This window comes from Micromonospora sp. NPDC005254, assembly GCF_042872525.1.
Taxonomy (GTDB): Bacteria; Actinomycetota; Actinomycetes; order Mycobacteriales; family Micromonosporaceae; genus Micromonospora.
In genome coordinates this window covers 171250-192654 of record NZ_JBIAKM010000010.1, presented here as the reverse complement: position 1 = coordinate 192654, position 21405 = coordinate 171250, and the positions used below count along the sequence as shown (strand labels likewise).

The following is a 21405-nucleotide window of genomic DNA, read 5'->3' as shown; positions in this document are numbered from 1 at the left end:
GGCCGTGCGGTGCGTGTTCTGGCCGTGCGGTGCGTGTTCTGGCCGTGCGGTGCGTGTTCTGGCCGTGCGGTGCGTGTTCTGGCCGTGCGGTGCGTGTTCTGGCCGTGCGGTGCGTGTCCCGACCGTGCGGGCCGGGTGTGGGGCCGGTCGGGGCGGTCGGGTTGACTGGTCGCCGTGGACGACTCGATCTGGGCGGCGGCCCGGGCTGCGCGGAGCTGGCTGGACGCGGCGAACGGCACCGGGCAGACGGAACTGACCTGCCGCATCCTGAAGCTGACCGAGGAGGCCGGGGAGGCGTCAGCCGCCTGGATTGGTCTGCTCGGGCAGAATCCGCGCAAGGGTGTCACCCACACCCGCGAGGACGTGGCGGCCGAGTTGGCCGACGTGGTGTTCACCGCGCTCGTAGCCATCGAGAGTCTCGGACTCGACGCACAGACCGTTCTGGGGGCCTGTGCCGAAAAGGTCCGCTCTCGCCTGGAGGGCTGACGCCCTCCATGATCGGCACGGTGTCGGCGAGGTGGGTGTGTCCGGCTGGCCGGATGCCGCGATATCGCCGATCTGGAGTCGATCAGGCCGGGTGTCCGGTAAGACCGGTTGGGGTCGTGCCGGTTGGGTGGGATGTCCGTTTCTGGGGGTTGTTGGGGTGTGACCGGGTGCATCCGTGGGCTGGAATCGTGGCGGGCGGGGGGTCGTTACATACCCTGACGATCGCAGGACCACGGCCAGCCGCCCCGCCCGCTCAACCGGGATGGGAATGGCCGGCCCGGCCGGGTCGTTGCAGACCCCCGGAACGACCGTGGGCTCGCCCCCGGGTCCGCTATTCGGCCCCGGTGGCCCGGGAATGACCCCGGCCCGACGGTCGTTACACACGGTCCCGGCGCCACGAGCCCCCGCTCGTAGGCCGCCGCCCCCGGCGCCACGAGCGATCAGCCCGTAGGCCGCCCCCAAGCTTTCCCCGCTTGATAGTGCAGCGCCCGACGAGGTGCTCACACCCGCGCCACCGCTTCCCCCGAACGGTGCGCAGGTGTTCCTACCCCCGAAGGAGCTACCCCCATGAACACGATCTTCCGTAAGAGCATGCTGTCCGTGGCCGGTCTCGCGTTCGCCGGTGGTGTCTTCGCCGGCCCGATCGCCGCCCACGCCAACCCCGTCGACACCAAGCCCGTCGCCGCCGCCGTCCAGACGACAGCGCCGAAGCCGCAGGGCGACCAGTCCCACATCAGCCTCAACGACGAGCAGACCGCCAACGCCAAGGCGATCATCGCCGCCACGAAGAAGGCCGGCCTGCCCGAACGCGCCGCGGTCATCTCCATCGCGACCAGCCTGCAGGAATCGAAGCTGGACAACCTCGGCCACCTCGGCGACATGAACGACCACGACTCGCTGGGCCTGTTCCAGCAGCGCCCCTCCTCCGGTTGGGGCACCCCGGAGCAGATCACCAACCCCGAGTACTCCACCACCGCGTTCCTCAAGGGCCTGCGTCAGGTTGACGGCTGGCAGGACATGCCCCTGACCCAGGCCGCCCAGACCGTGCAGGTCTCGGCCTACCCGGACGCCTACGCCCAGTGGGAGCAGCAGGCCACCGACCTGGTTGGCCAGCACTGGAACAGCTGACCCACCGCACGACCCGACCGACTGGCCGGCACCCGAACCCGGGTGCCGGCCATCGGCATATCCAGCCCCCGCCCACTGACCTGGCCGCCATCCAAGCTGGGTGCCGGCCAGCGGCGTACCCGGCCATCGCTCACTGACCTGGCCGCCACCCGGAGTTGGGTGCCGGCTAGCGGCATAACCAGCCCCGCCGAGTGACCGGCTGACCCCTCACATCCACGGGCGCAGCCCGCCGAACGGCATTGTCGGCCCGTGTGACGGTGAATCTTGGACAGTTTCCGTTCGGCCCTAACGGAAACTGTCCAAGATTCACTGACGCGACGTAGCGGAGCGGCGTGGTCGGCGCGGAGTGATCCGATGGGCCGGCGGGTACGTACCTCCCGGCGGGGACCGGCGGAAGGGCATAGGCATGGCCGCAGTGGGTGACGGCATCGAGCACCAGGCAGAACACGATCCGGGGCAGCAACCAACTAACCCGGCGGCGCCGCACCCGGCGGCGCCGCACCCGGCCGCAGATCAGCCGGAGCGCGCGGGCCGCCCGGCCCGGCCCGGCTCCGGGCCGGGGCACCGGTCGGAGGCGGAGCCGAGACCAGTGGGTGCCGAAGCGACACCGGGGCGCTGGTCGGTCGGTGCTCGGCTGCTGGTGGCCGCCGCGGCGGTGATGCTGGTTCTCGGCGCCGCGGCGGTGGTGGTCATCGTCGCCGACCCCTACCGCCTCGGCCAGGCATACTCCGGCGCACCCGACGGCGCCCGGCCCGACGGCGCCCGGCCCGACGGCGCCCGGCCCGACGGCGCCCGGCCCGACGGCGCCCGGCCCGACCGCGCCCCGTCCGACGGCGCCCGGTCCGACGGCGCCCGGCCGGGTGCGGCTGCGGCTGCGGCTGCCGAGCAGACGATGACGACGCCGCTGGCGGGGCGGCAGAAGGCCACCTTCGTACTGGCGGACGGGTTGTCCTCGTTCGACCTTCGGGTGGCCGACCTGGGCGACGACCTCTACCGAATCAGCAGCCCGGCCGACTCGGGTGTGGCCGCCCGTCCCGTGGTGCAGGGTGAGACCGTCCGGCTCGGCGTGGTGGCCACCGGCACGTCCGAGAAGCGGGCCGCGCGGGTGCTGCTCAGCGAGCGGGTCACCTGGCGTCTGCATCTGGAGGGCGGGGTGGGCGAACAGGTGCTCGACCTGGCGCAGGCACGACTTCTGGGCGTGGATCTCGTCGGCGGCTCCGCCCGCACCGATCTCATCCTGCCGCCGATGAACGGCGGCACGACGACCGTGCGGCTGACCGGTGGAGTCAACCAGTTCGACATCCGGGTGCCGGGCACACCACCGGTGCGGGTGCGGGTGGGAGCGGGGGCCGGTTCGGTCGCGGTCCGCGACGAGCGCTGGGCCGGGGTCGCCGCTGGCGCGCTGTTGAGTACGCCGGGGTGGGACCGCTCAACCGACCGGCTCTTCCTTGACCTGGTGGCAGGCGCAGGCACCGTGACGGTGACCGAGTCCCGGTGACCGGCCCACGACTAGGACGCCGACCAGGTTCGTCGGGCGTCGAGCCGGCGACCTCGGGTGCTGGCCGGGGCCGTCGGCGTCGGGCCGGCGACGTCGGGTGTGGGGTCGGGGCCGTCGGGCAGCGGCCAGGAGCGGGCAGCGGCCAGGAGCGGGCAGCGGCCAGAGACGGAGACGCGGGCCGGTGTCGCCGGGGAGTGAGCCCGGCGCCGGGCGGTCGGGTAGGACGCCGACCGGCCCACCCGCGACGTGCTGGGTCGGAGGTTCACCCCTGGCGGGAAGCGCCGCAGCCCGGGGAGGGCGCGAGCGTACAGTCGGGCGGTGGAGCGTACCGAATCGATGCCGGCACAGACCCGACCGCCCGGCGTGGCCGACGTCGATCCCGGCAGCGTGCTGCTGCCGGGCCACGATGTGCCACTGGGGCGGTACACGACCGTTCGGCGGTTGTTGCCGCAGCGGCCTCGGCGGATGGTCGGCGCGTGGTGCTTCGTGGACCATTTTGGCCCGGACGACGTGGCGCAGCGGCCCGGCATGGAGGTGCCACCGCACCCGCACACGGGCCTGCAGACGGTGACCTGGCTGCTCGACGGCGAGATCATTCACCGGGACAGCCTCGGCAACGTCCAGGCGATCCGGCCCGGCCAGTTGAACGTGATGACCTCCGGGCACGGCATCGCCCACTCGGAGCGGTCGCCGGCCACGCACCCGCCGGTCATGCACGGTGTGCAGCTCTGGGTGGCGCTGCCGGACCCTGCGCGGGCCGGTGGCGCCGACTTCGCGCACCACGCCGACCTGCCACGCTGGCGGGACGGCGACGTGGACGCGACCCTGCTGGTCGGCGAGTTCGCCGGCCAGCGGTCCCCGGCGGTGGTGCACACCCCGCTGGTGGGCGTGCAGCTTGAGCTGGGCGGGGCGGCGCCGACCACGCTGCCGTTGCGGCCCGATTTCGAGTACGCCCTGCTGGCGATGTCCGGCTCCGCCGAGGCCGCCGGGGTGGGTTTCGAGCCAGGCGCGTTGCTCTACCTGGGTTCGGGTCGACGCGAGGTGACCGTGCGCGGCGGGGCGGGGGCCCGGCTGTTGCTGCTGGGGGGTACGCCGTTCGAGGAGCCGCTGGTCATGTGGTGGAACTTCGTGGGCCGCTCGCACGAGGAGGTCGCCGCCGCTCGGGAGGACTGGATGGCCGGCCGGCGTTTCGGCGTGGTGGCCGACGATGCGGCGTCGCCGCTGCCGGCACCCGCCCTGCCCACCACCCGGCTCAAGGCCCGCGACCGCACCGGCGGCCTGCACGGCTGACCGGCCCGCGGCGCCGGACCGGCGCCGGGGCTGGGGCAGGCCGGGGTCGGCGGTTGGCCGACGGTGGCGTGGGTAGTCGCCGGCATGGCGACCACTCTGATCACGCCCGTCGAGGACCGCAAACGCGTGGCCCGCCGGCTGGCCGGCAGCGGACGAGGCTTCGCCGAGCAGTACGGCTTCCGCGTGACCAACAATCCGGCGAGCCTGTTCCAGGTGCTCTACCTCGCGGTACTGCTCGCCCGCCGGGGTGACTTTCGTCGGGCGCTGGACGGCGCGCGGGCGCTGCGCGACGAGGGGTGGGACAGCGCCGCCCGGCTGGCCCGGTCGCTGCACCAGGACCGGGTGCGGGTGCTGCGCGACAGTGGTCAGCGCGGTGACGTCGACGCGTTGGCCGACGTGCTGGGCGATCTGGCCCGGACGGTCGTCGAGCGGTACCGGGGCGACCTGCGCCGGTTGCGCGCGGTCGCGCACCACGAGCCGGCTGCCGAGCGTGCGCTCCTCGCCGACCTGCCCGGGGTGGACGACCAGGTCGTCGACCTGTTTCTGCGCGAGGCGCAGGCGTTGTGGCGGGAGGTCGCCCCGGTGGCGGACCGGCGGGCGCTGGCGGCGGCCCGACGGCTCGGGCTGGGCCGCTCGGCGGATGACCTGGCCGGCTTGGCCAGCGGCGAGTCGGAGCGGCTGGCGTGGCTGGTGGGAGCGCTGGCCCGGGTCGATCTGGAGCACCGGTACGCGGAACTGTCCGGCCGTCCCTGACGTGCCCTGGCCCACACTTCGGCCAAAACTGACCGTACGGGGGATGGTCTGTCGTATGGTTGTACCCGGCAGTGCTGGCCGCTCGGTTCGAGCGGGCATCCACCGCCGGGTGACCGCGACCGGTTCGGACGCGGTTCACCGCCTGGGCAGGTTTGCGTGGCGCCCCCGGTCGCGGTTCGCGGCCAAGGGGCGCCCGCCTGTCCCGGCGAGCCCCGCCCGTGACGCAGCCGGGCGCGAGCGCTCAGTGCGCCAGCCCCGCCAGCAGGTTCACCGTGACGCCGATGACGAACGCGCCGAACAGGTACGACAACAACGCGTGCCGCAGCACCGTCCGGCGCATCTCGTTGCTGGTCAGGTTGGTGTCGGAGACCTGGAACGTCGTCCCGACGGTGAACGCCACGTACGCGAAGTCCGAGTAGCGGGGCGGCTCGCTCTGGTTGAAGTTCACCCCGCCGTCCGGGCCCGTGTAGTAGATCCGGGCGTAGCGGGCGGTGAAGACGGTGTGGACGACCAGCCAGGACAGCACCACGCTGAGGACGCCCAGCACGCCGTACAGGTCGCGGTGTGCGCCGGGTGGCGCGGCGTGCGCGCTGGCGAGGACCAGCCCGACGGCCAGCAGGCTGGCGAGGCACGCGATGAGCAGCACCACGTCCCGGGTGGCCCGGTTGGGGTCCTCGTACACGGCGAGGCGGGCGGTGCGGGTGGCGTCCATCGGCCAGAGTTTGCGCCACACCAGCACCAGCCAGCTCAGCGCGGCGACGTCCCAGCCGGCCAGCGGGGCGAGCGACGGCGACAGCGCCAGGGCGAAAACGCCGCCGACGATGACGCCGACCACCGCCACAACGACGAGTTGCACCGCCGCCGGGGTGTGCCCGTCCGGCGGGCGGGACAGCGGGCCGGTGCCAGTCATCCGCGCCGTCCGCGCGTTACGACGGACGCCACCACCGCCGGGTCAGATGCCGCGCAGATGCTGCGACACCCGGTTGTGCTTCTTGTCCCGGGCCTGCGCGGCGCGTTGCGAGGGGCTCACCTCGGGGGCGGCCTCGATGCCGGCGGACCGGGCCACCTCGGTGCCGTTGGCGTAGTCGACGGGCGGCAGGGCGCGCAGTGCCTTGAGCACGTCCGGCGGGGCGCCCTCCCGTTCGGCCTCGCGGACCACGTCGTTCTTCTCGGCCGGGTAGTCCAGGCTCGACAGGTACTGCAGGACGTCCGCGTAGCTCGCCATGTCTGGGGCTCCCTCGGGGCATCGATGTGGTCACGACCGGCGGCGGTTACCCGCCCGCCGCCTCGTCACGCCCGGGTCGGCGGAGGAAATCGCCCGGGTCGCCGCAGGAAATCCGGCGCCGTTTCCACCACGGCACCGCGGGTACCCGCAGGCGGCGCCGACAAGCCCGAGGGAGTACGCGATGCAATACGACACCTTCGTCGACCTGGTTTCCCAGCGCACCCGGACGTCGTCCGAGCAGGCGGTCGAGCTGACCCGGGCCGTGCTGGAGACGTTCGCCGAGCGGCTGACCGGCGGTGAGGTGCTGGACCTGGCCGCGCAGCTTCCGCAGCCGCTGCAACTGGTGCTCAAGCCCAGCCCGAGCACCGAGCAGGCGGACCGGTTCGGAGCGGCCGAGTTCGTGGCGCGGGTCGCGCTGCGCGCGCAGGTGCAGGAGCCGGCCGCGCGGGACGCCGTCCGGGCGGTGTTCACCACCCTGCGCGAGGCGATCACCGGCGGGGAGTTCGACGACGTGGCGACCCAGTTGCCGCGCGACTACCGGGGCCTCGTGGAGCAGGCGATGGCGCCGGGTGCGACGCTGCGCCGCGCCTGACGGTGGAACTCCGACCGGGGACGCACAGCGGTTGGCCAGGGCAACGATCGACGTCCGGCTTGGCGTGTCGGTCGGCCCTGGCCTAACCTTGTCGTGCGAGGGGAGTACTTCCCACGAACCATTCCGGTCAGTACGGCACGCCCGGCGTGCCTCGGGTGGTTGCCCATCTCCGATGGGTGAAGGAGACCTCGAACATGACACGGTGTTCGAGGAGACCCCATGACCGAATTGTCATACCTGGCCGCAGCGAGTGACCTGTCGTCGGTGGGCACGCCCACGCTCTGGGCGCTGACCATCGCCGGCGTGGTGCTGCTGCTGGTGCTGGACTTCCTGGTGACGCGCAAGCCGCACGAGGTGTCCATGCGGGAGGCGATCGGTTGGTCGGCGTTCTACGTCGCGCTGCCGCTCGCGTTCGGCGGCTGGGTGTGGTCCCGTTACGGCTCCGAGCAGGGCGTGCAGTACCTGACCGGTTACCTCGTCGAGAAGTCCCTCTCGGTCGACAACCTCTTCGTCTTCATGCTGCTGCTGGCCGCGTTCGCGGTGCCGGCCGTGCTCGCCCAGCGGGTGCTGCTCTACGGCATCGCCGGCGCTCTGGTGCTGCGGGCGGTCTTCATCGCCCTGGGCGCGGCGGCCCTGCAGACCCTCGACTTCGCGTTCCTGCTCTTCGCGATCATCCTCATCGCCACCGCGGTGAAGCTGCTGCGCGACGCCCTCTCCGGGCATCAGCAGGAAGTCGACATCAACAAGATGCGCTCGGTGAAGCTGCTGCGCAAGATCATGCCGGTGGTCGACGAGTACCACGGCACCCGGATGACCGTGCGGCAGGGCGCGAAGCGGGCACTCACGCCGTTCGCCCTGGTGGTGGTCGCAGTGCTGGCCACCGACGTGGTCTTCGCCGTCGACTCGGTGCCGGCGGTGTACGGCATCACCGAGGACCCGTACCTGGTCTTCGCCACCAACGCGTTCGCCCTGCTCGGCCTGCGGGCGCTCTACTTCGTCCTGCACGCGGCGCTGAGCCGGCTGGTGCACCTCAGCTACGGCCTGGCGATCATCCTGGCGTTCATCGGCCTCAAGCTGGGTCTGCACTGGGCGCACGGCATCTGGGCCGGCGTGCCGCAGATCCCCACCCTGGCCTCGCTCGGCGTGATCATCGGCGTGCTGGTGGTGGTGACCCTGACCAGCCTTCGCGCCACCCGGGGCGGCACGCCCGAGCAGCGCGAGGTCGTCACGGAGCGGCACTGACCGCGCCGCGCCGGGTCGACGAGGGCGTACGCGGGAAAGCTCCCGCCCCGGCCGGCGCGGGTGGTACGACTGTGCAATGGGAATCGTGTCACCGGGCTTTCAGGGCCGGCCCCGCTCACAGGAGCCGGCCCTGCCACCCGGTCAGTACCTGACCGAGGACTTTCCGGTGCTGTCGGCCGGCCCGACACCCCGGGTCTCCCTGGACACCTGGGAGTTCGTCATCGCCGCCGAGAACGGCACCGAGTACCGGTGGTCGTGGCAGGAGCTGATGGCGCTTCCGCAGGAGACCGCGATGGTCGACATCCACTGCGTCACCCACTGGTCGAAGCTCGGCACCACCTGGCAGGGCGTCTCCCTGGACACCCTGCTCGACGGCGTGGACACCAGCGCGCACTTCGCGCTCGCCCACTCGTACGGCGGGTACACCACCAACCTGCCGCTGGACGACCTGCGCGGCGGCCGGGCCTGGGTGGCGCACACCTTCGACGGCGCGCCGCTGCCGGCCGAGCACGGCGGCCCGGCCCGGCTGCTGGTGCCGCACCTGTACTTCTGGAAGTCCGCCAAGTGGGTGCGCGGCATCCGACTCAAGACAATGGACGAACCGGGGTTCTGGGAGACGGCCGGCTACCACGACTACGGCGACCCGTGGCGCGAACAGCGGTACCAGGGTGACTGAGCGGGCCGTGGCGACGGGCACCCCGGCCCGGGCGCCAATCAAGTGGCAGGTGGCGCGGCTGGTGGAGCGCCGCGTCGAGACGGCGACGGCGGAGACGCTGATCCTGGAGGTGCCGGACTGGCCGGGGCATCTGCCCGGGCAGCACGTCGACGTGCGGTTGACCGCGCCGGACGGCTACCAGACCGCCCGGTCGTACTCGATCGCCGGGCCGGTCGTGGACGGCCCCGGCGGCCCGCGCATCGAGGTGACCGTCCAGCGGGTGCCCGACGGCGAGGTGTCGCCGTACCTCATCGATGTCTTCGGTCCCGGTGACCCGGTGGAGGTCCGCGGACCGCTCGGCGGCTGGTTCATCTGGCGATCGGAGGACACCGCGCCGGTGCAGCTGGTCGCGGGCGGCTCCGGCATCGTGCCGCTGATGGCCATGATCCGGGCACGGCGGGCGATCGGCAGCAAGGTCCCGTTCCGGCTGATCTACTCGGTGCGCACCGCAGAGGACGTGATCTACGCCGACGAGCTGCGCCGCCGGGTCCGCGACGACTTCGGCCTCGATGTGGCGTACGTCTACACCCGCGAGGCGCCCGACGGCTGGCGCGGCGAGCCGCACCGGATCGGCCTGGCCGACGTGAACACCCACGGCTGGCCGCCGGACCTGGAACCGCTCACCTACGTGTGCGGCCCGACCGGGTTCGTGGAGGCCGTGGCCGATCTGCTGGTCGGGCTGGGCCACCCGTCGCGGCGGATCAAGACCGAACGCTTCGGCCCCACCGGCTGAGAGCCCGCCCGCCGACTGCCCCGCCCGCCGCCTGTCCGGCCCGCCAACTGTCCCGCCCGCCGACGCAACGTCGAGGAGACCCGATGACCGAGATGTCGTACCTGGACGGCAACATGCTCGACGGCCCGATGCGCGAGCTGTTCGCCGTCGACCTGAGCACCGCGATGGGCCGCTGTGAGAACTGCGGGACGACCGGCTCGATGGCCAGCCTGCACGTCTACTCGCACGCCCCGGGCATGGTCGCGCGCTGCCCGTCCTGCGAGTCGGTGATGGTGCGCCTGGTCCGCGCGCCGGACCGGGCCTGGCTGGACATGCGCGGCGTCACCTACCTCCAGGTGCCGATGCCGATGGAGCAGCCGCTTCCCGAGCCGCTCTGACCGTTCGCTCGGCGCTCGCGCCGCTGGGGCAGACTGGCCGGATGGGTACCGGTCGATGGCGTGGCGTTCCACTGCGGGCCCGGCTGGTCGTGTCGGCGGCCGTTCTGGTCTTCGCCTACGGCACCGTCGTGCACGTGCTCCAGGTGTTCGTCCCCGGGCTCCGACCGCCGCTCGCCCTGCCCGGGTGGCTCGCGGTCTACTTCGGGTCCCTGACCCTGTGGGATCCGTTGGCGGCGCTGTTGCTGGCGGCTCGCCGTCCGGCGGGGCTCGCGCTGGGTTGCGCCGTGCTGGTGACGGACGCCGCCGCGAACGGGTACGCCAACGACGTGCTCGACCCCGCCGGTGGCGTCACCCCGGGCCGGATCGGGCAGGCCGTCATCACCGCCCTCGCCGTCGCCCTCGTCGCGCTCACCCCGTGGCTGGCCCGGTGGTTCGCCCGGCCCGCGACGCAGCGCCACTGAGGGGAGCCGCTACGGCGTTTCCGGATCCGCCTCGGCGAGGACGGCGATAGGACGGCGACCAGGGGGCCGGCCCAGGTCAGGGGCGCCGCGCAGACGAACCCGTCGGCGTACCGCCCGACGCGCCGCAGTGCCGGCGCGGCGAACCCTCCGATCAGGATCGGTGGCCCCCCGAGCGTGGTGGGGCGGGGCCCGGAAACTCGGGTGCGGCCGACCGGGCCCCTCCGTAGGCTTCCGAACTCCGGCCCGTCCGGGCCGCCCCGTCCCCGGATCGGAGATGAGCGCAGCGATGGCCAGCCACCTCTTCGCGGTGTGTTTCGGCGCGAACGAACCCCTGCGTGTCGCGCGGTTCTGGTCCGAGATCCTGGGTCGGGAGCTGGTCGACGACCCCCGCGACGGCGTCCTCGTGCTGCCCGACGACAAGACCGGTTTCCGGCTGCGTTTTCCGCGGGTCCCGGAGCCGAAGGTCCTGCAGAACCGGGCACACCTCGAGCTGACCAGCGACTCGCTGGAACACCAACGGCGGACGGTGGCCAGAGCGCTGGCGCTGGGCGCGCGGCACACCGACGTCGGCCAGCGTCCGGAAGAGAGTCACGTGGTGCTCGCCGATCCCGAGGGCAACGAGTTCTGCGTCCTCGGACCGGGTAACACGTTCCTCGCTGGCTGCGGTTTCCTCGGTGACGTCTCCTGCGACGGCTCGCAGGCCGTCGGCTACTTCTGGAGCGCGGCGCTCGGGTGGCCGCTGGTCTGGGACCAGGACGAGGAGACCGCCATCCAGTCACCCCTGGGCGGCCCGAAGATCGCCTGGGGTGGTCCACCGTTGATGCCGAAGGGGGACCGGGACCGGGTGACGTTCGACCTCGCCGTCGACGACGGCGACGACCCGCAGCCGGAGGTCGACCGCCTGCTCTCCCTCGGCGCCACAGTGGTCGGCGCCGACGCCGACGGCGCGGTCGTGCTGACCGACCCCGACGGCACCGAGTTCCGGCTGCTGACGCGCCGCTAGCGCGGCCGGGGGCGGCCAAGGCGCGTGCCACCCGGTGGCACGCGCCGCGCGGATGACGAGGGTGTGGGTCAGCTCGGCGTGAGGAGGCAGAACTCGTTGCCCTCCGGGTCGGCGAGGACCTTCCACGGCACGTCGCCGTCGCCCAGGTCGACGGCGGTGGCGCCGAGAGACCGCAGTCTGGCCGCCTCGGCCTCCAGGTCGTCACCCGGATAGGGGCGGACGTCGAGATGGACGCGGTTCCACACCGTCTTCACGTCGGGAGTGCGGAGAAACTGCAGATAGGGGCCCACGCCCTTGGCCGAGCGCAGCACCGCGCTGTGGTCGGTCACCTTGTGCACGGTCCAGTCCATGGCCTCGCCCCAGAAACGGGCCATGACCCGCGGATCCGCGCAGTCGACAACCACCGAGGCGATCGGTCCGGTGTCGTCGTAGAGCGAGTCCAGCACGCAGAACTCGTTGCCCTCCGGGTCGGCCATGACCGTCCACGGCACGTCGCCCTGGCCCACGTCGGCGAGCGTCGCGCCGAGACCCTCCAGTCGCGCCACCACCTCCGCCTGGTGGGCCGCCGAGGTGGTGGCCAGGTCCACGTGCACGCGGTTCTTCACCGTCTTGGGTTCCGGGGAGACGACGATGTCGACGCAGACGGCGACGGGATCGGGGTAGACGAAGCCCTCGGGTTCGAGGTTGGTGACACCCGGGCCCTCGCTGGAGATTCCCCAGCCGAGCGCCTTTGCCCAGAAACCGCCCAGGGCGGAGTCGTCCCGAGCCTTCATGTTGATCTGTACCAGCCGCGTTGCCATGCCGACGATGCTATGCGGACGCGCGGCCGGTGCGAACGACCGCCGAGATCGTCGCGCCACACGCGGTGCTGCCCCGGGAGAGCACCGACGTCCCGACGCGCTGATCGCAGGAGCGGGTGGCGGGCCGGTTGGACAACGGCCGCGCCGGTCGGTCAGAGTGGTCCGCCGTGAGATACCTGCGCAGCGGTGGTCCCGCCGCCATCCGGCGACCCCGACCCGCCGACGTCGACGAGTTCGTGGCGGCCGCCCTGCGCAGCCGGGACCTGCACCACCCGTGGCTGGCCGCGCCGGCGACCCCGCAGGAGTACGACCGCTACCTGCGCCGCATCCGTCGCCGGGACAGCGCCGGCTACCTGATCTGCGACCGGGCCAGCGGCGCGATCGCCGGCTACGTGAACATCAGCGGCATCGTGCTGGGCGCGCTGCGCGGCGGTTACCTGGGGTACGCGGCGTTCGAGCCGTACAGCGGCACCGGGCACGCCTCGACGGGCGTCGCGCTGGTGATCGACCACGCGTTCACGACAGCCGGGCTGCACCGCCTGGAGGCGAACATCCAGCCGGGCAACGAACCGTCGCGGCGGGTGGCCCGGAAGCTCGGCTTCCGCCTGGAGGGCTTCTCCCCGGACTACCTGTTCATCGACGGCGCGTGGCGCGACCACGAACGCTGGGCCATAACCGCCCCCACCCCACCTCTCACCCCCACCCCGCCTCCCGCGTGATCAAGAGGTTCGCGTCACCGACACCGGCGTGTCGTGACGCAAACCTCTTGATCAACGGGGTGGGACGGCGGGGGCGGCGGGAGGGCGGGGAAGGGGGAGGGCGGGGTGGGCGGTCAGCTGCCGGGGCGGGGGAAGGCTACCGGGCTGCGGAGGCCGGCTCGGTTGACCGCGCGGATGCCGAAGAAGACGTTGTCCTTGGACAGGTCGATGCTGACCTCGGTGACGTCTCCGACCGGGATCACCCGCTGCCACTCGGCGGCCGTGGTCTCGCGCCACACCACCTCGTAGCCGGCCAGGCCCGGCTCGTCGCCGCGCTGCCAGCGCAGGGTCGTGTTGTTGGTCAGGTCGGTGGTCACGATGATGGCGCCCTTGGGCGTGCCGGGCGCCTGGGCCAGTGACCACAGCGCCGCGCCGTTGACCCTCGCCACCCGGGCGATGTACCCGAAGTCGCAGAACTCGGGCAGGTCACCGAACTGCTGGCCGTCCTGCACGCGGACGTCCTGGTGCTGGTGGGCGAAGTCCTCGTTCGGCTCGGTGAACCGCGCCGCCGGCCAGCCCTCGCGCAGGAACGAGATGTGGTCGCTGCCGCGCAGGTAGCGGTCCCGCCGGTAGATCACCCGCACCCGCATGCCTGTCGCGTCGTTCTCCGCCACGTCCCGGACGAACCGGGCGAGCTGCCGCGACGGTGAGTCGTTCTCGCCGCCGACGGACTGCCGGGTGGTGGCCTCCGCCGGTGTCTCGGCGGTCGGCACCCCCTCGGCGAACAGTCGCACCGCGTACGGGTCGCGGGTGCCGTCGTCGGCGGTGCCGCTGCCCACGATGTCGTCGCTGAACATGCCCTGCACGTCCGCGCCGGCGGCCTTGAGCTGCGCGGCCAGGTACGCCGAGCCGTACAGGCCCTGCTCCTCGGCGGCGACCGCGGCGAAAACGACAGTGGCGGCCGTGGGCCGGGTGGCCATCAGTCGGGCCAGCTCCAGCACCACGGCCACGCCGGACGCGTCGTCGTCGGCGCCGGGCGCGTCGCTGACGGCGTCCATCACGTCGGTGGCCCGGGAGTCGTAGTGGCCGGTCACGACGTAGGTGCGGTTTGGCGAGGTCACACCGCGCAGGGTGGCCACCACGTTGGTGATCCGGGTGGCGGTGGGGATCCGCGAGGCGGGCTGCTGCACGTACGACTGGAGTTCGACGGTCATCCGGCCACCGGAGGTGGCCGCGTACTCCTGGAAACGGGCGAAGATCCAGTCCCGGGCGGCGCCGATGCCCCGCTGGGGGTCGTCCTGGTCAGAGAGGGTGTGCCGGGTGCCGAAGGCGGCCAGCCGACGCACGATCGCCTCGATCCGGCGTGGGTCGACCTGGCGTAACAGGTCGCGCAGCTCACGGTCGGGGCGTTGGGGGCGCGCCGGGTGCCCGGGGCCGGCGGGGACGGGGTCGGCGGCCGCGGGCGCGGCCAGCGAGGGCACCGCGACGGTGGCGGCGGTCGCCGCGGTGGCGGCGGCGGAGGCGGACAGGAAGGTGCGGCGGGTCGGCCTCGTGGGCCGCTCGCCGGTGTCGTCTGATCCCATTACGGCATCCTGCCCATCGATAGTGACGTTTGTCCATATCGCTAGACGTGGATGTCGCGTGAGCTTTCACCCGGACCGGGTGATGACACTCCGTGGCCGTCGTTCCTACGGTGGGTGTCATGGCTGTCGTACGCGCGACCCCCGCCAACCCGCACGTCGGCACGGCTCCCGCGACGGGGGTGAGTGGCGACCAGCGGGCGATGCCACCCGAGTTGGGTCCCAACTCGATCGCCGTGCTCAGCGGCCCCACGTTTGTGTACTCCGACGCGCGCGGCGACGTGCCACCGGGCAGCATCGGCGGGCTCGTGCACCTGGACACCCGCCTGATCAGCGGCTGGACCCTCACCGTCAACGGCGGTCAGCTGCTGGTGTTGCGGGCCAAGACCCTCGAGCACTACTCCGCGCAGTACGTGCTCACCAACCCGGAGCTGCCCGGGCTGCCGTCGAACGGTCTCGCCATCCGGCGGTTGCGCTACATCGGCGACGGCTTCCACGAGCGGCTGCAGCTGGTGTCGTACCAGACCGAGCCGGTCCGGGTGGAGCTGCGGCTGGCCGTCGACGTGGACTTCGCCGACCTGTTCGAGGTCAAGTCGGTGGTCCGGGACCGCTCCGCGCAGATCGTCCGCAACCACGCCGCCGACGGCTCCGAGCTGTGCTTCTCCTACCGCAACGGAGACTTCACCGCCGAGACCCGGGTGCGCTGCGCGACCCCGGCGGACCGGATCGAGGGGGACGATCTGGTCTGGGACCTGCACCTGCGTCCGCGCGACAACTGGCTGGTGGACCTGCAGGTGCCGTTGTCGCCGGGCCCGGGGGTGGTCGAACCGGTGCGGGGCGACATCATCGACGTCGTCCAAGGCCGGGCCGAAGACCCGCTGCGCCGGTGGACCGAGGACCGGGCCGTGCTGCGCAGCGACAGCCAGGCGCTGGAGTGCACCGTCCGCCAGTCCCGCGACGACCTGGCGGCGCTGCGGCTCGAACTGGAGGTCAAAGGTCAGCGGATCCTGCTGCCCGGCGCGGGACTGCCCTGGTTTCTCAGCCTCTTCGGGCGGGACACGCTGATCACCGCGTACCAGACGTTGGTGGCCGGGCCGGCGCTGGCGAAGGGAACGCTGCTCGCGCTCGCCAAACTCCAGGGCAACGCCTGTGACGACTTCACCGACGAGGAGCCCGGCAAGATCCTGCACGAGGTCCGCAGCGGCGAGCTGACCCGTACCGGCCAGAAGCCGTACGGCCCCTACTACGGCACCGCCGACGCCACACAGCTCTGGCTGATCCTGCTCTCGGAGTACTGGCGGTGGACCGCCGACCACGAGACCGTCCGGCACCTGCGCGACAACGCGGTGGCCGCGCTGCGGTGGATCGACGAGTACGGCGACCGCGACGGCGACGGCTACGTGGAGTACGCCACCCGGTCCCCGGAGGGGCTGGGCAACCAGTGCTGGCGGGACTCGCCGGACGGCGTCTGCTTCGCCGACGGACGTATCCCGGTGCTGCCGCTGGCAACCGCCGACATCCAGGGCTACACCTTCGACGCCAAGGTGCGGCTGGCCGAGCTGTTCGACGGCCCGCTGGGCGACCCCACCCTGGCGGCACGGCTGCGCGACGAGGCCGGCACCCTGTACGAGCGGTTCAACCGGGACTTCTGGATCGACGAGCGGGGCGGCTACTACGCGGTGGCCCTCGATGGCGACAAGAACGTGGTCGACTCCAAGACGTCCAGCATGGGTCACCTGCTGTGGAGCGGGATCGTGCCGCAGGGGCGGGCGGATGCGGTGGTGCGCCAGCTCATGTCGCCCGACATGTTCTCCGGCTGGGGCATTCGGACGCTGTCCGCCGAGGAACGCCTCTACGGGCCCTTCGGCTACCACCTGGGCACGGTCTGGCCGCACGACAACTCGCTGATCGCGCTCGGCCTGGCCCGCTACGGCTACCGGAAGGAGGCGAACCGGATCAGCCTGGCGATGATCGACGCGGCCGAGCAGTTCGACCACCGGCTGCCCGAGGCGCTCAGCGGGTCCGACCGGCAACGGCTGCTGTTCGCCGTCCCATATCCCACCGCCTGCAGCCCGCAGGCATGGGCGTCCGGCACGCCGCTGGCGCTGGTCCGCGCGATGCTGGGGCTCAACCCGGTCGAGGGTCGGCTCGTGCTCGACCCGGCGGTTCCACCGGAGGTCGGCCGGATCTCGGCCAACCGGGTGCGGGCCTTCGGTCAGGAGTGGGGTGTGGACGCGGTGGGCTCCAACGGTCACGTCTGGCTCGAGCGCAGCTGACCGCGCGCCTGCGCTTCGACGTTTGTCCCGGGCTGCGACGGGAAACGGCCCGCAATGACGAAACCTCGTGTGGTGATCGTGGGGGCCGGGTTCGCCGGTTACCACGCGGCGAAGACGTTGAGCCGGATCGCCCGGGACCGGGCCGAGATCGTGGTGCTGAACTCCACCGACTACTTCCTCTACCTGCCGCTGCTGCCCGAGGTGGCCGCCGGGGTGGTCGAGCCCGGGCGCATCGCCGTGCCGCTGACCGGGACCCTCAAGGGCGTCCGGGTGGTGATCGGCGAGGCGGATCACGTCGACCTGCAGAACCGCTGGGTCGGCTTCACCCAGCCCGAGGGGGAGAAGAACCGCCTGGCGTACGACCGGCTGGTGCTCGCCGTGGGCAGCGTCAACAAGCTGCTGCCCATCCCGGGTGTCACCGAGTACGCGCACGGCTTCCGCGGCCTGCCCGAGGCCGTCTACCTGCACGACCACATCGTCCGCCAGGTCGAGCTGGCCGAGCAGGCCGAGGACCCGGCGGAGCAGCAGGCCCGCTCCACGTTCGTGGTGGTCGGCGCGGGCTACACCGGCACCGAGGTCGCCGCGCACGGGCAGCTGTTCACCGACGCGCTGCACGCGCAGCGACCCCGGCTGACCGTCCGGCCCCGCTGGATGCTGCTCGACGTCGCCCCCCGGGTGCTGCCCGAGCTGGACAAGCGGATGTCCGTCACCTCGCACAAGGTGCTCAACCGGCGGGGGGTGGACGTGCGGATGGGCACGTCGGTGGCCGAGGCGACCTGCGACGGCGTCAAGCTCACCGACGGCGAGTACGTGCCGACCTGCACGCTTGTGTGGTGCGTGGGGGTGCGGCCGGACCCGTTCGTCAACGAGCTGGGCCTGCGCACCGAGAAGGGCCGGCTGGTCACCGACGAGTACCTCAACGTCCCCGGCTATCCGGAGGTCTTCGCCTGCGGTGACGCCGCAGCCGTGCCCGACCTGGTGAATCCGGGGCAGATCTGCGGCATGACGGCCCAGCACGCGCAGCGGCAGGGCAAGCGCGTGGCGCACAACATCGCCGCGTCGTACGGCTTCGGGCAGCGCAAGCCGTACAGGCACCACGATCTGGGTTGGGTGGTCGACCTGGGCGGCAAGGACGCGGCCGCGAACCCGTTGCACGTCAACCTGGCCGGGCTGCCGGCCAAGGCGGTCACCCGGGCGTACCACCTGATGGCAATGCCGGGCAACCGCACCCGCGTCGGGGCCGACTGGGTGCTCGACGCCGCGCTGACCCGCTCGGCCGTGCAGCTGGGGCTGGTCCCGGCGAACGCGGTCCCGCTGGAGAGCACGTCGCCGGAGGTCGCGGTGCGCGGCCGCTGAGCGGAAACCGTCGACCCGGCCGGTCAGCCCCGCGAGGTGGCGGGACCGGCCGGTCCACGTGGTGGCACGGCCGGCGGGGGCGGTTCGCCGGGGTCCGCCGGTGGGGGCGGGTTCAGTCGTCGCGGCCCGTACTCGCGCAGCAGGATCTGGACGATGCCGGCGGCGGGGATGGCCAGCAGCGCGCCGAGCAAGCCGGCCAGCTCCGCCGCGAGCAGCACGCTCAGCAGCACGGTCAGCGGGTTGAGCCGCACCGCACGAGACAGGATGAGTGGCTGGAGCAGATGGTTCTCGACCTGCTGGTAGACCACGAAGAAGACGAGCACGATGATTCCGGCGGTGGAGGAGTGCAGGAACCCGGCGCCGGCGGCGATCACCGCGCCGATCGTCGCGCCCACCAGCGGTATCAGGTCGGCCACCGCCACCAGCAGGGCGATCACGCCCGCGAACGGCACCCCGGTCAGGGTCAGCACCAGGAAGGTCAGCACCCCGCAGATCACGCTGATCAGCAGGTTGCCGGTGAGGTAGCCGGTGACCGTCCGCGACATCTCCCGGCCGACCCGGCGCAGGCGCTCGCCCGCACCGTCCCCGGCCGCCGCGAGGACGCTGCCGGTGATCCGCGGCGACTCCAACACCATGAGGTACGCCAGCACGATGACCGTGACCAGCCCCGCGACCGTCTGCAGGACACCGCGCAGCACGCCCACGGCGGGTTGACGTAGCCGGGTGCCGGCGTCGCGCAGCTGGTCGGAGTGCTCGCTGACGTAGCGTCGTGCCCCGGTGCGTTCCAGGAGCTGGCCCACCGGGCCGCGCCCGGCGCGCGCGTCGCGCAGCAGCTCAGGCCCCCGATCGGCGAACCGGCCCAGCTCGTCGAGCAGCGGCACCAGGATGACCGTGGCGAGGACCGCCAGCACGACGAACGCGGTGAGGAACACGAGCAGCGTGGCCACCGCCCGCCGCCGCACGAACCGGCGTTGCAGCCAGTCCACCGACGGCTTGAGCGCGACCGCGAAGAAGGCGGCCACCACGGCCCAGACCAGCACCCGGCGGGTCGCGTACACGAAGGCCAGCGCGAGCGCGGTCGCCAGCACCAGACCGATCACGACCAGGGCCCGGCGGGCGGTGGCCCGATTGTCGGCGTTGCTCACCCGCCGGGCCTTCCCCGCGCGCACCGTCGGAAACCCGGCAATGCGGACGCGCAGGCCGGCCTAGGCCGTGTCTTCGAAGGTTCACAACCATTGGAGCAGCGCGGCGATGGTGACGGTGGCCTGGAACGAGGTCGCGGTCTTGTCGTAGCGGGTCGCGACGCTGCGGCACTGCTTGAGCCGGTCGAAGCAGCGTTCGACGGGGTGTAGATCGACTGCCAGGACCCGTAGCGGGCGGGCATGTCACGCCACGCCGCCCCGGCCCGGATCTTCCACAGGAGGTTGGTCGGGCCACGCACCCCGCCCGCTACTCCCAGAACCGGCGAATTGCGAATGCGAATGTCAGTCCGATCCAGATAGATGGATTTGGGCTATTGTTCCAATTTGCCCTCATTGGAACACCTGACGTGATGTGGTGATCAGCGCGCTTCATCGGCGCCATTCAGGCCGTTTCACGCAGGACGCCGCTCGTTCGACGTCTCCTGCGAGTAGTACCCACGGAGGGTGTTCTGTGACAGCTAAACCCAAAAATTGGCTACGGCGGCGGGTGGTCCTGCCGTCGCTCGCCGCTGGCGCAGCCGCCACGGTGGCAGCCAGCCTGCTGCTCTTCAGCTCGACCGCCGCAAACGCGCAGGAAGCACCGGTCAACCTGGGGACGGCGGCCGACTTCTCCGTCCTGGCCGGAGCGGAGCCCACCAACACCGGCCCCAGCTTTCTGGCCCAGAGCCTCGGGCGGTTCCCCGGGAGCACCGCGTCCGGCTTCGGAACGGCCACCATCGGCGGGGAGGTGCACCTCGGCGACGCGGTGGCGCTCCAGGCTCAGAGCGACCTGACCATCGCCTTCAACGACGCCGCCGGCCGGACCCCGTTCACCAACCTCCCGGCGGAGTTGGGTGGCAACACACTCAACGAAGGGGTCTACCGGATCGGGGCCGCCCAACTGACCGGAGCGTTGACGCTCGACGGCCAGGGCGATCCGTCGGCCGTGTTCATCTTCCAGGTCGACTCCTCGCTGACGACGGCGTCGAACAGCAGCGTCGTCCTGACCAACGGGGCGTCGGCCTGCAACGTGTTCTGGAAGATCGGCAGCTCGGCGACGATCGGCACCGGCACCACCTTCGTAGGCACCATCATGGCTCAGGCCGCGATCACGATGGCCACGGGCGCGACCCTCCAGGGCCGCGCGCTGGCGCGCACCGCCGCCGTCACCCTCGACACCAACGTCATCACCGCACCGATCTGCGCCGGGCCGACGGGCCCGCCTGGACCGACCGGCCCACCCGGGCCCACCGGCCCACCCGGCCCGTCCGGCCCGCCCGGCAGTCCCGGAGCACCCGGTAGCCCCGGAGCGCCCGGTAGCCCCGGCGCACCTGGTAGCCCGGGAGCGCCCGGCAGCCCGGGAGCGCCTGGTAGCCCGGGAGCGCCTGGTAGCCCCGGCGCACCTGGTAGTCCGGGAGCGCCTGGTAGCCCCGGCGCACCTGGCAGCCCGGGAGCGCCTGGTAGTCCGGGAGCGCCTGGTAGCCCCGGCGCACCTGGTAGTCCGGGAGCGCCTGGTAGCCCCGGCGCACCTGGTAGTCCGGGAGCGCCTGGTAGTCCGGGAGCGCCTGGTAGTCCGGGGGCGCCCGGTAGCCCCGGAGCACCCGGAGCACCCGGTAGTCCGGGCGCACCCGGCAGCCCCGGCGCACCTGGTCCGTCCGGACCCCCCGGAGCACCCGGAGCACCCGGAGCACCCGGCAGCCCTGGTGCGCCTGGCAGCCCCGGCGCACCCGGCAAACCTGGTGGTGGCGGCAAGCAACCCATCCTGCCGGTCACCGGCGGCGGTGTGGTCCCGGCCATGACCGGCGTCGGAGGTGTGATGGTCGTCCTGGGCGCGGTCGCGTTCTTCCTCGCCCGGCGTCGACGCCTGGAGTCCTGATCGGTGGCCCGGCCGGTGTGATCCCGGCCGGGCCACCTCACGTCGTGGGGCCCCCCCCCCCCCCCGGGGGGGGGGCCCCCGCCCGGGGCCGGGGGGGGGCGCCCGGGGGGCCCCCCCGAACCGCCTCCCCCGGCC

General features: G+C 72.4%; 21 protein-coding genes and 1 pseudogene. 16 read left to right on the top strand and 6 right to left on the bottom strand.

From position 1 onward, the window contains the following. The first annotated feature begins 174 nt into the window (after positions 1-174). From ACFYPR_RS27920 to ACFYPR_RS27900, 5 genes are all read left to right on the top strand, one after another. Complete coding sequence (locus ACFYPR_RS27920; RefSeq protein ID WP_354863357.1) at positions 175-486, top strand: MazG-like family protein; 312 nt, start codon at positions 175-177, stop codon at positions 484-486. Positions 487-1053: 567 nt separating this feature from the next. Beyond that, positions 1054-1614 carry a hypothetical protein gene (locus tag ACFYPR_RS27915; RefSeq protein WP_387263311.1) on the top strand — a complete coding sequence of 187 codons (561 nt, stop codon included), beginning with the start codon at positions 1054-1056 and terminating at the stop codon, positions 1612-1614. Positions 1615-2020: 406 nt separating this feature from the next. After that, on the top strand, positions 2021-3112 hold the full coding sequence (locus tag ACFYPR_RS27910) for a hypothetical protein (RefSeq protein ID WP_387263308.1): 1092 nt from the start codon (positions 2021-2023) through the stop codon (positions 3110-3112). A 318-nt stretch (positions 3113-3430) separates the two neighbouring features. Next, positions 3431-4402 carry a pirin family protein gene (locus tag ACFYPR_RS27905; RefSeq protein WP_387263306.1) on the top strand — a complete coding sequence of 324 codons (972 nt, stop codon included), beginning with the start codon at positions 3431-3433 and terminating at the stop codon, positions 4400-4402. 84 nt (positions 4403-4486) lie between these two features. Continuing rightward, the gene (locus ACFYPR_RS27900; protein ID WP_363940536.1) at positions 4487-5155 is read left to right on the top strand and encodes a hypothetical protein; all 669 of its coding nucleotides are present in this window, start codon (positions 4487-4489) and stop codon (positions 5153-5155) included. A gap of 241 nt (positions 5156-5396) precedes the next feature. On the opposite strand, the gene ACFYPR_RS27895 is transcribed toward ACFYPR_RS27900, so the two are convergent. Then, the gene (locus tag ACFYPR_RS27895) at positions 5397-6065 is read right to left on the bottom strand and encodes a DUF1345 domain-containing protein (protein WP_354862645.1); all 669 of its coding nucleotides are present in this window, start codon (positions 6063-6065) and stop codon (positions 5397-5399) included. A gap of 42 nt (positions 6066-6107) precedes the next feature. Next, complete coding sequence (locus ACFYPR_RS27890; RefSeq protein ID WP_354862647.1) at positions 6108-6380, bottom strand: DUF2795 domain-containing protein; 273 nt, start codon at positions 6378-6380, stop codon at positions 6108-6110. A 181-nt stretch (positions 6381-6561) separates the two neighbouring features. Between ACFYPR_RS27890 and ACFYPR_RS27885 the strand changes: the two genes are divergently transcribed. From ACFYPR_RS27885 to ACFYPR_RS27855, 7 genes are all read left to right on the top strand, one after another. After that, positions 6562-6972: a DUF2267 domain-containing protein gene (locus ACFYPR_RS27885; protein ID WP_354862649.1), complete on the top strand. Its 411-nt coding sequence runs from the start codon at positions 6562-6564 to the stop codon at positions 6970-6972. 219 nt (positions 6973-7191) lie between these two features. Then, on the top strand, positions 7192-8214 hold the full coding sequence (locus ACFYPR_RS27880) for a TerC/Alx family metal homeostasis membrane protein (RefSeq protein ID WP_355069134.1): 1023 nt from the start codon (positions 7192-7194) through the stop codon (positions 8212-8214). 76 nt (positions 8215-8290) lie between these two features. Beyond that, positions 8291-8890: a sulfite oxidase-like oxidoreductase gene (locus ACFYPR_RS27875; RefSeq protein ID WP_355069132.1), complete on the top strand. Its 600-nt coding sequence runs from the start codon at positions 8291-8293 to the stop codon at positions 8888-8890. Positions 8891-8897: 7 nt separating this feature from the next. After that, entirely contained in the window at positions 8898-9662 is a 765-nt protein-coding gene (locus ACFYPR_RS27870; RefSeq protein WP_363942182.1) for a ferredoxin reductase, read from the top strand. Between the two features lie 83 nt (positions 9663-9745). Continuing rightward, positions 9746-10039 (top strand): DUF6510 family protein, encoded by a 294-nt coding sequence (locus ACFYPR_RS27865; RefSeq protein ID WP_354862654.1) that lies wholly within the window; start codon positions 9746-9748, stop codon positions 10037-10039. 41 nt (positions 10040-10080) lie between these two features. Next, positions 10081-10500: a hypothetical protein gene (locus tag ACFYPR_RS27860; RefSeq protein WP_363942177.1), complete on the top strand. Its 420-nt coding sequence runs from the start codon at positions 10081-10083 to the stop codon at positions 10498-10500. Between the two features lie 286 nt (positions 10501-10786). Then, positions 10787-11503: a VOC family protein gene (locus tag ACFYPR_RS27855; protein ID WP_387263429.1), complete on the top strand. Its 717-nt coding sequence runs from the start codon at positions 10787-10789 to the stop codon at positions 11501-11503. Between the two features lie 68 nt (positions 11504-11571). Here ACFYPR_RS27855 and ACFYPR_RS27850 read toward each other — a convergent pair whose 3' ends face one another. Beyond that, positions 11572-12303 (bottom strand): VOC family protein, encoded by a 732-nt coding sequence (locus tag ACFYPR_RS27850; protein ID WP_387263303.1) that lies wholly within the window; start codon positions 12301-12303, stop codon positions 11572-11574. Positions 12304-12470: 167 nt separating this feature from the next. Here ACFYPR_RS27850 and ACFYPR_RS27845 point away from each other — a divergent pair, with 167 nt between their 5' ends. Continuing rightward, positions 12471-13022 carry a GNAT family protein gene (locus tag ACFYPR_RS27845; protein ID WP_354862659.1) on the top strand — a complete coding sequence of 184 codons (552 nt, stop codon included), beginning with the start codon at positions 12471-12473 and terminating at the stop codon, positions 13020-13022. Positions 13023-13135: 113 nt separating this feature from the next. Here ACFYPR_RS27845 and ACFYPR_RS27840 read toward each other — a convergent pair whose 3' ends face one another. After that, a complete protein-coding gene (locus ACFYPR_RS27840; RefSeq protein WP_387182562.1) occupies positions 13136-14584 on the bottom strand; it encodes a M20/M25/M40 family metallo-hydrolase in 1449 nt (482 codons plus the stop codon). 119 nt (positions 14585-14703) lie between these two features. Between ACFYPR_RS27840 and ACFYPR_RS27835 the strand changes: the two genes are divergently transcribed. Next, entirely contained in the window at positions 14704-16857 is a 2154-nt protein-coding gene (locus ACFYPR_RS27835) for a glycogen debranching N-terminal domain-containing protein (protein WP_355069018.1), read from the top strand. A gap of 54 nt (positions 16858-16911) precedes the next feature. Continuing rightward, a complete protein-coding gene (locus tag ACFYPR_RS27830) occupies positions 16912-18213 on the top strand; it encodes an NAD(P)/FAD-dependent oxidoreductase (RefSeq protein ID WP_354862901.1) in 1302 nt (433 codons plus the stop codon). A 23-nt stretch (positions 18214-18236) separates the two neighbouring features. Here ACFYPR_RS27830 and ACFYPR_RS27825 read toward each other — a convergent pair whose 3' ends face one another. Further along, positions 18237-19382, bottom strand: a complete 1146-nt coding sequence (locus tag ACFYPR_RS27825; protein ID WP_354862903.1) for an AI-2E family transporter — start codon at positions 19380-19382, stop codon at positions 18237-18239. 385 nt (positions 19383-19767) lie between these two features. Between ACFYPR_RS27825 and ACFYPR_RS27820 the strand changes: the two are divergent. Then, positions 19768-20526 (top strand): annotated as a pseudogene (locus tag ACFYPR_RS27820) (ice-binding family protein); the annotation flags it as partial. Between the two features lie 55 nt (positions 20527-20581). Here the strand turns inward: ACFYPR_RS27820 and ACFYPR_RS27815 are convergent. Further along, entirely contained in the window at positions 20582-21121 is a 540-nt protein-coding gene (locus tag ACFYPR_RS27815) for a hypothetical protein (protein ID WP_387263433.1), read from the bottom strand. Positions 21122-21405: the final 284 nt, after the last annotated feature.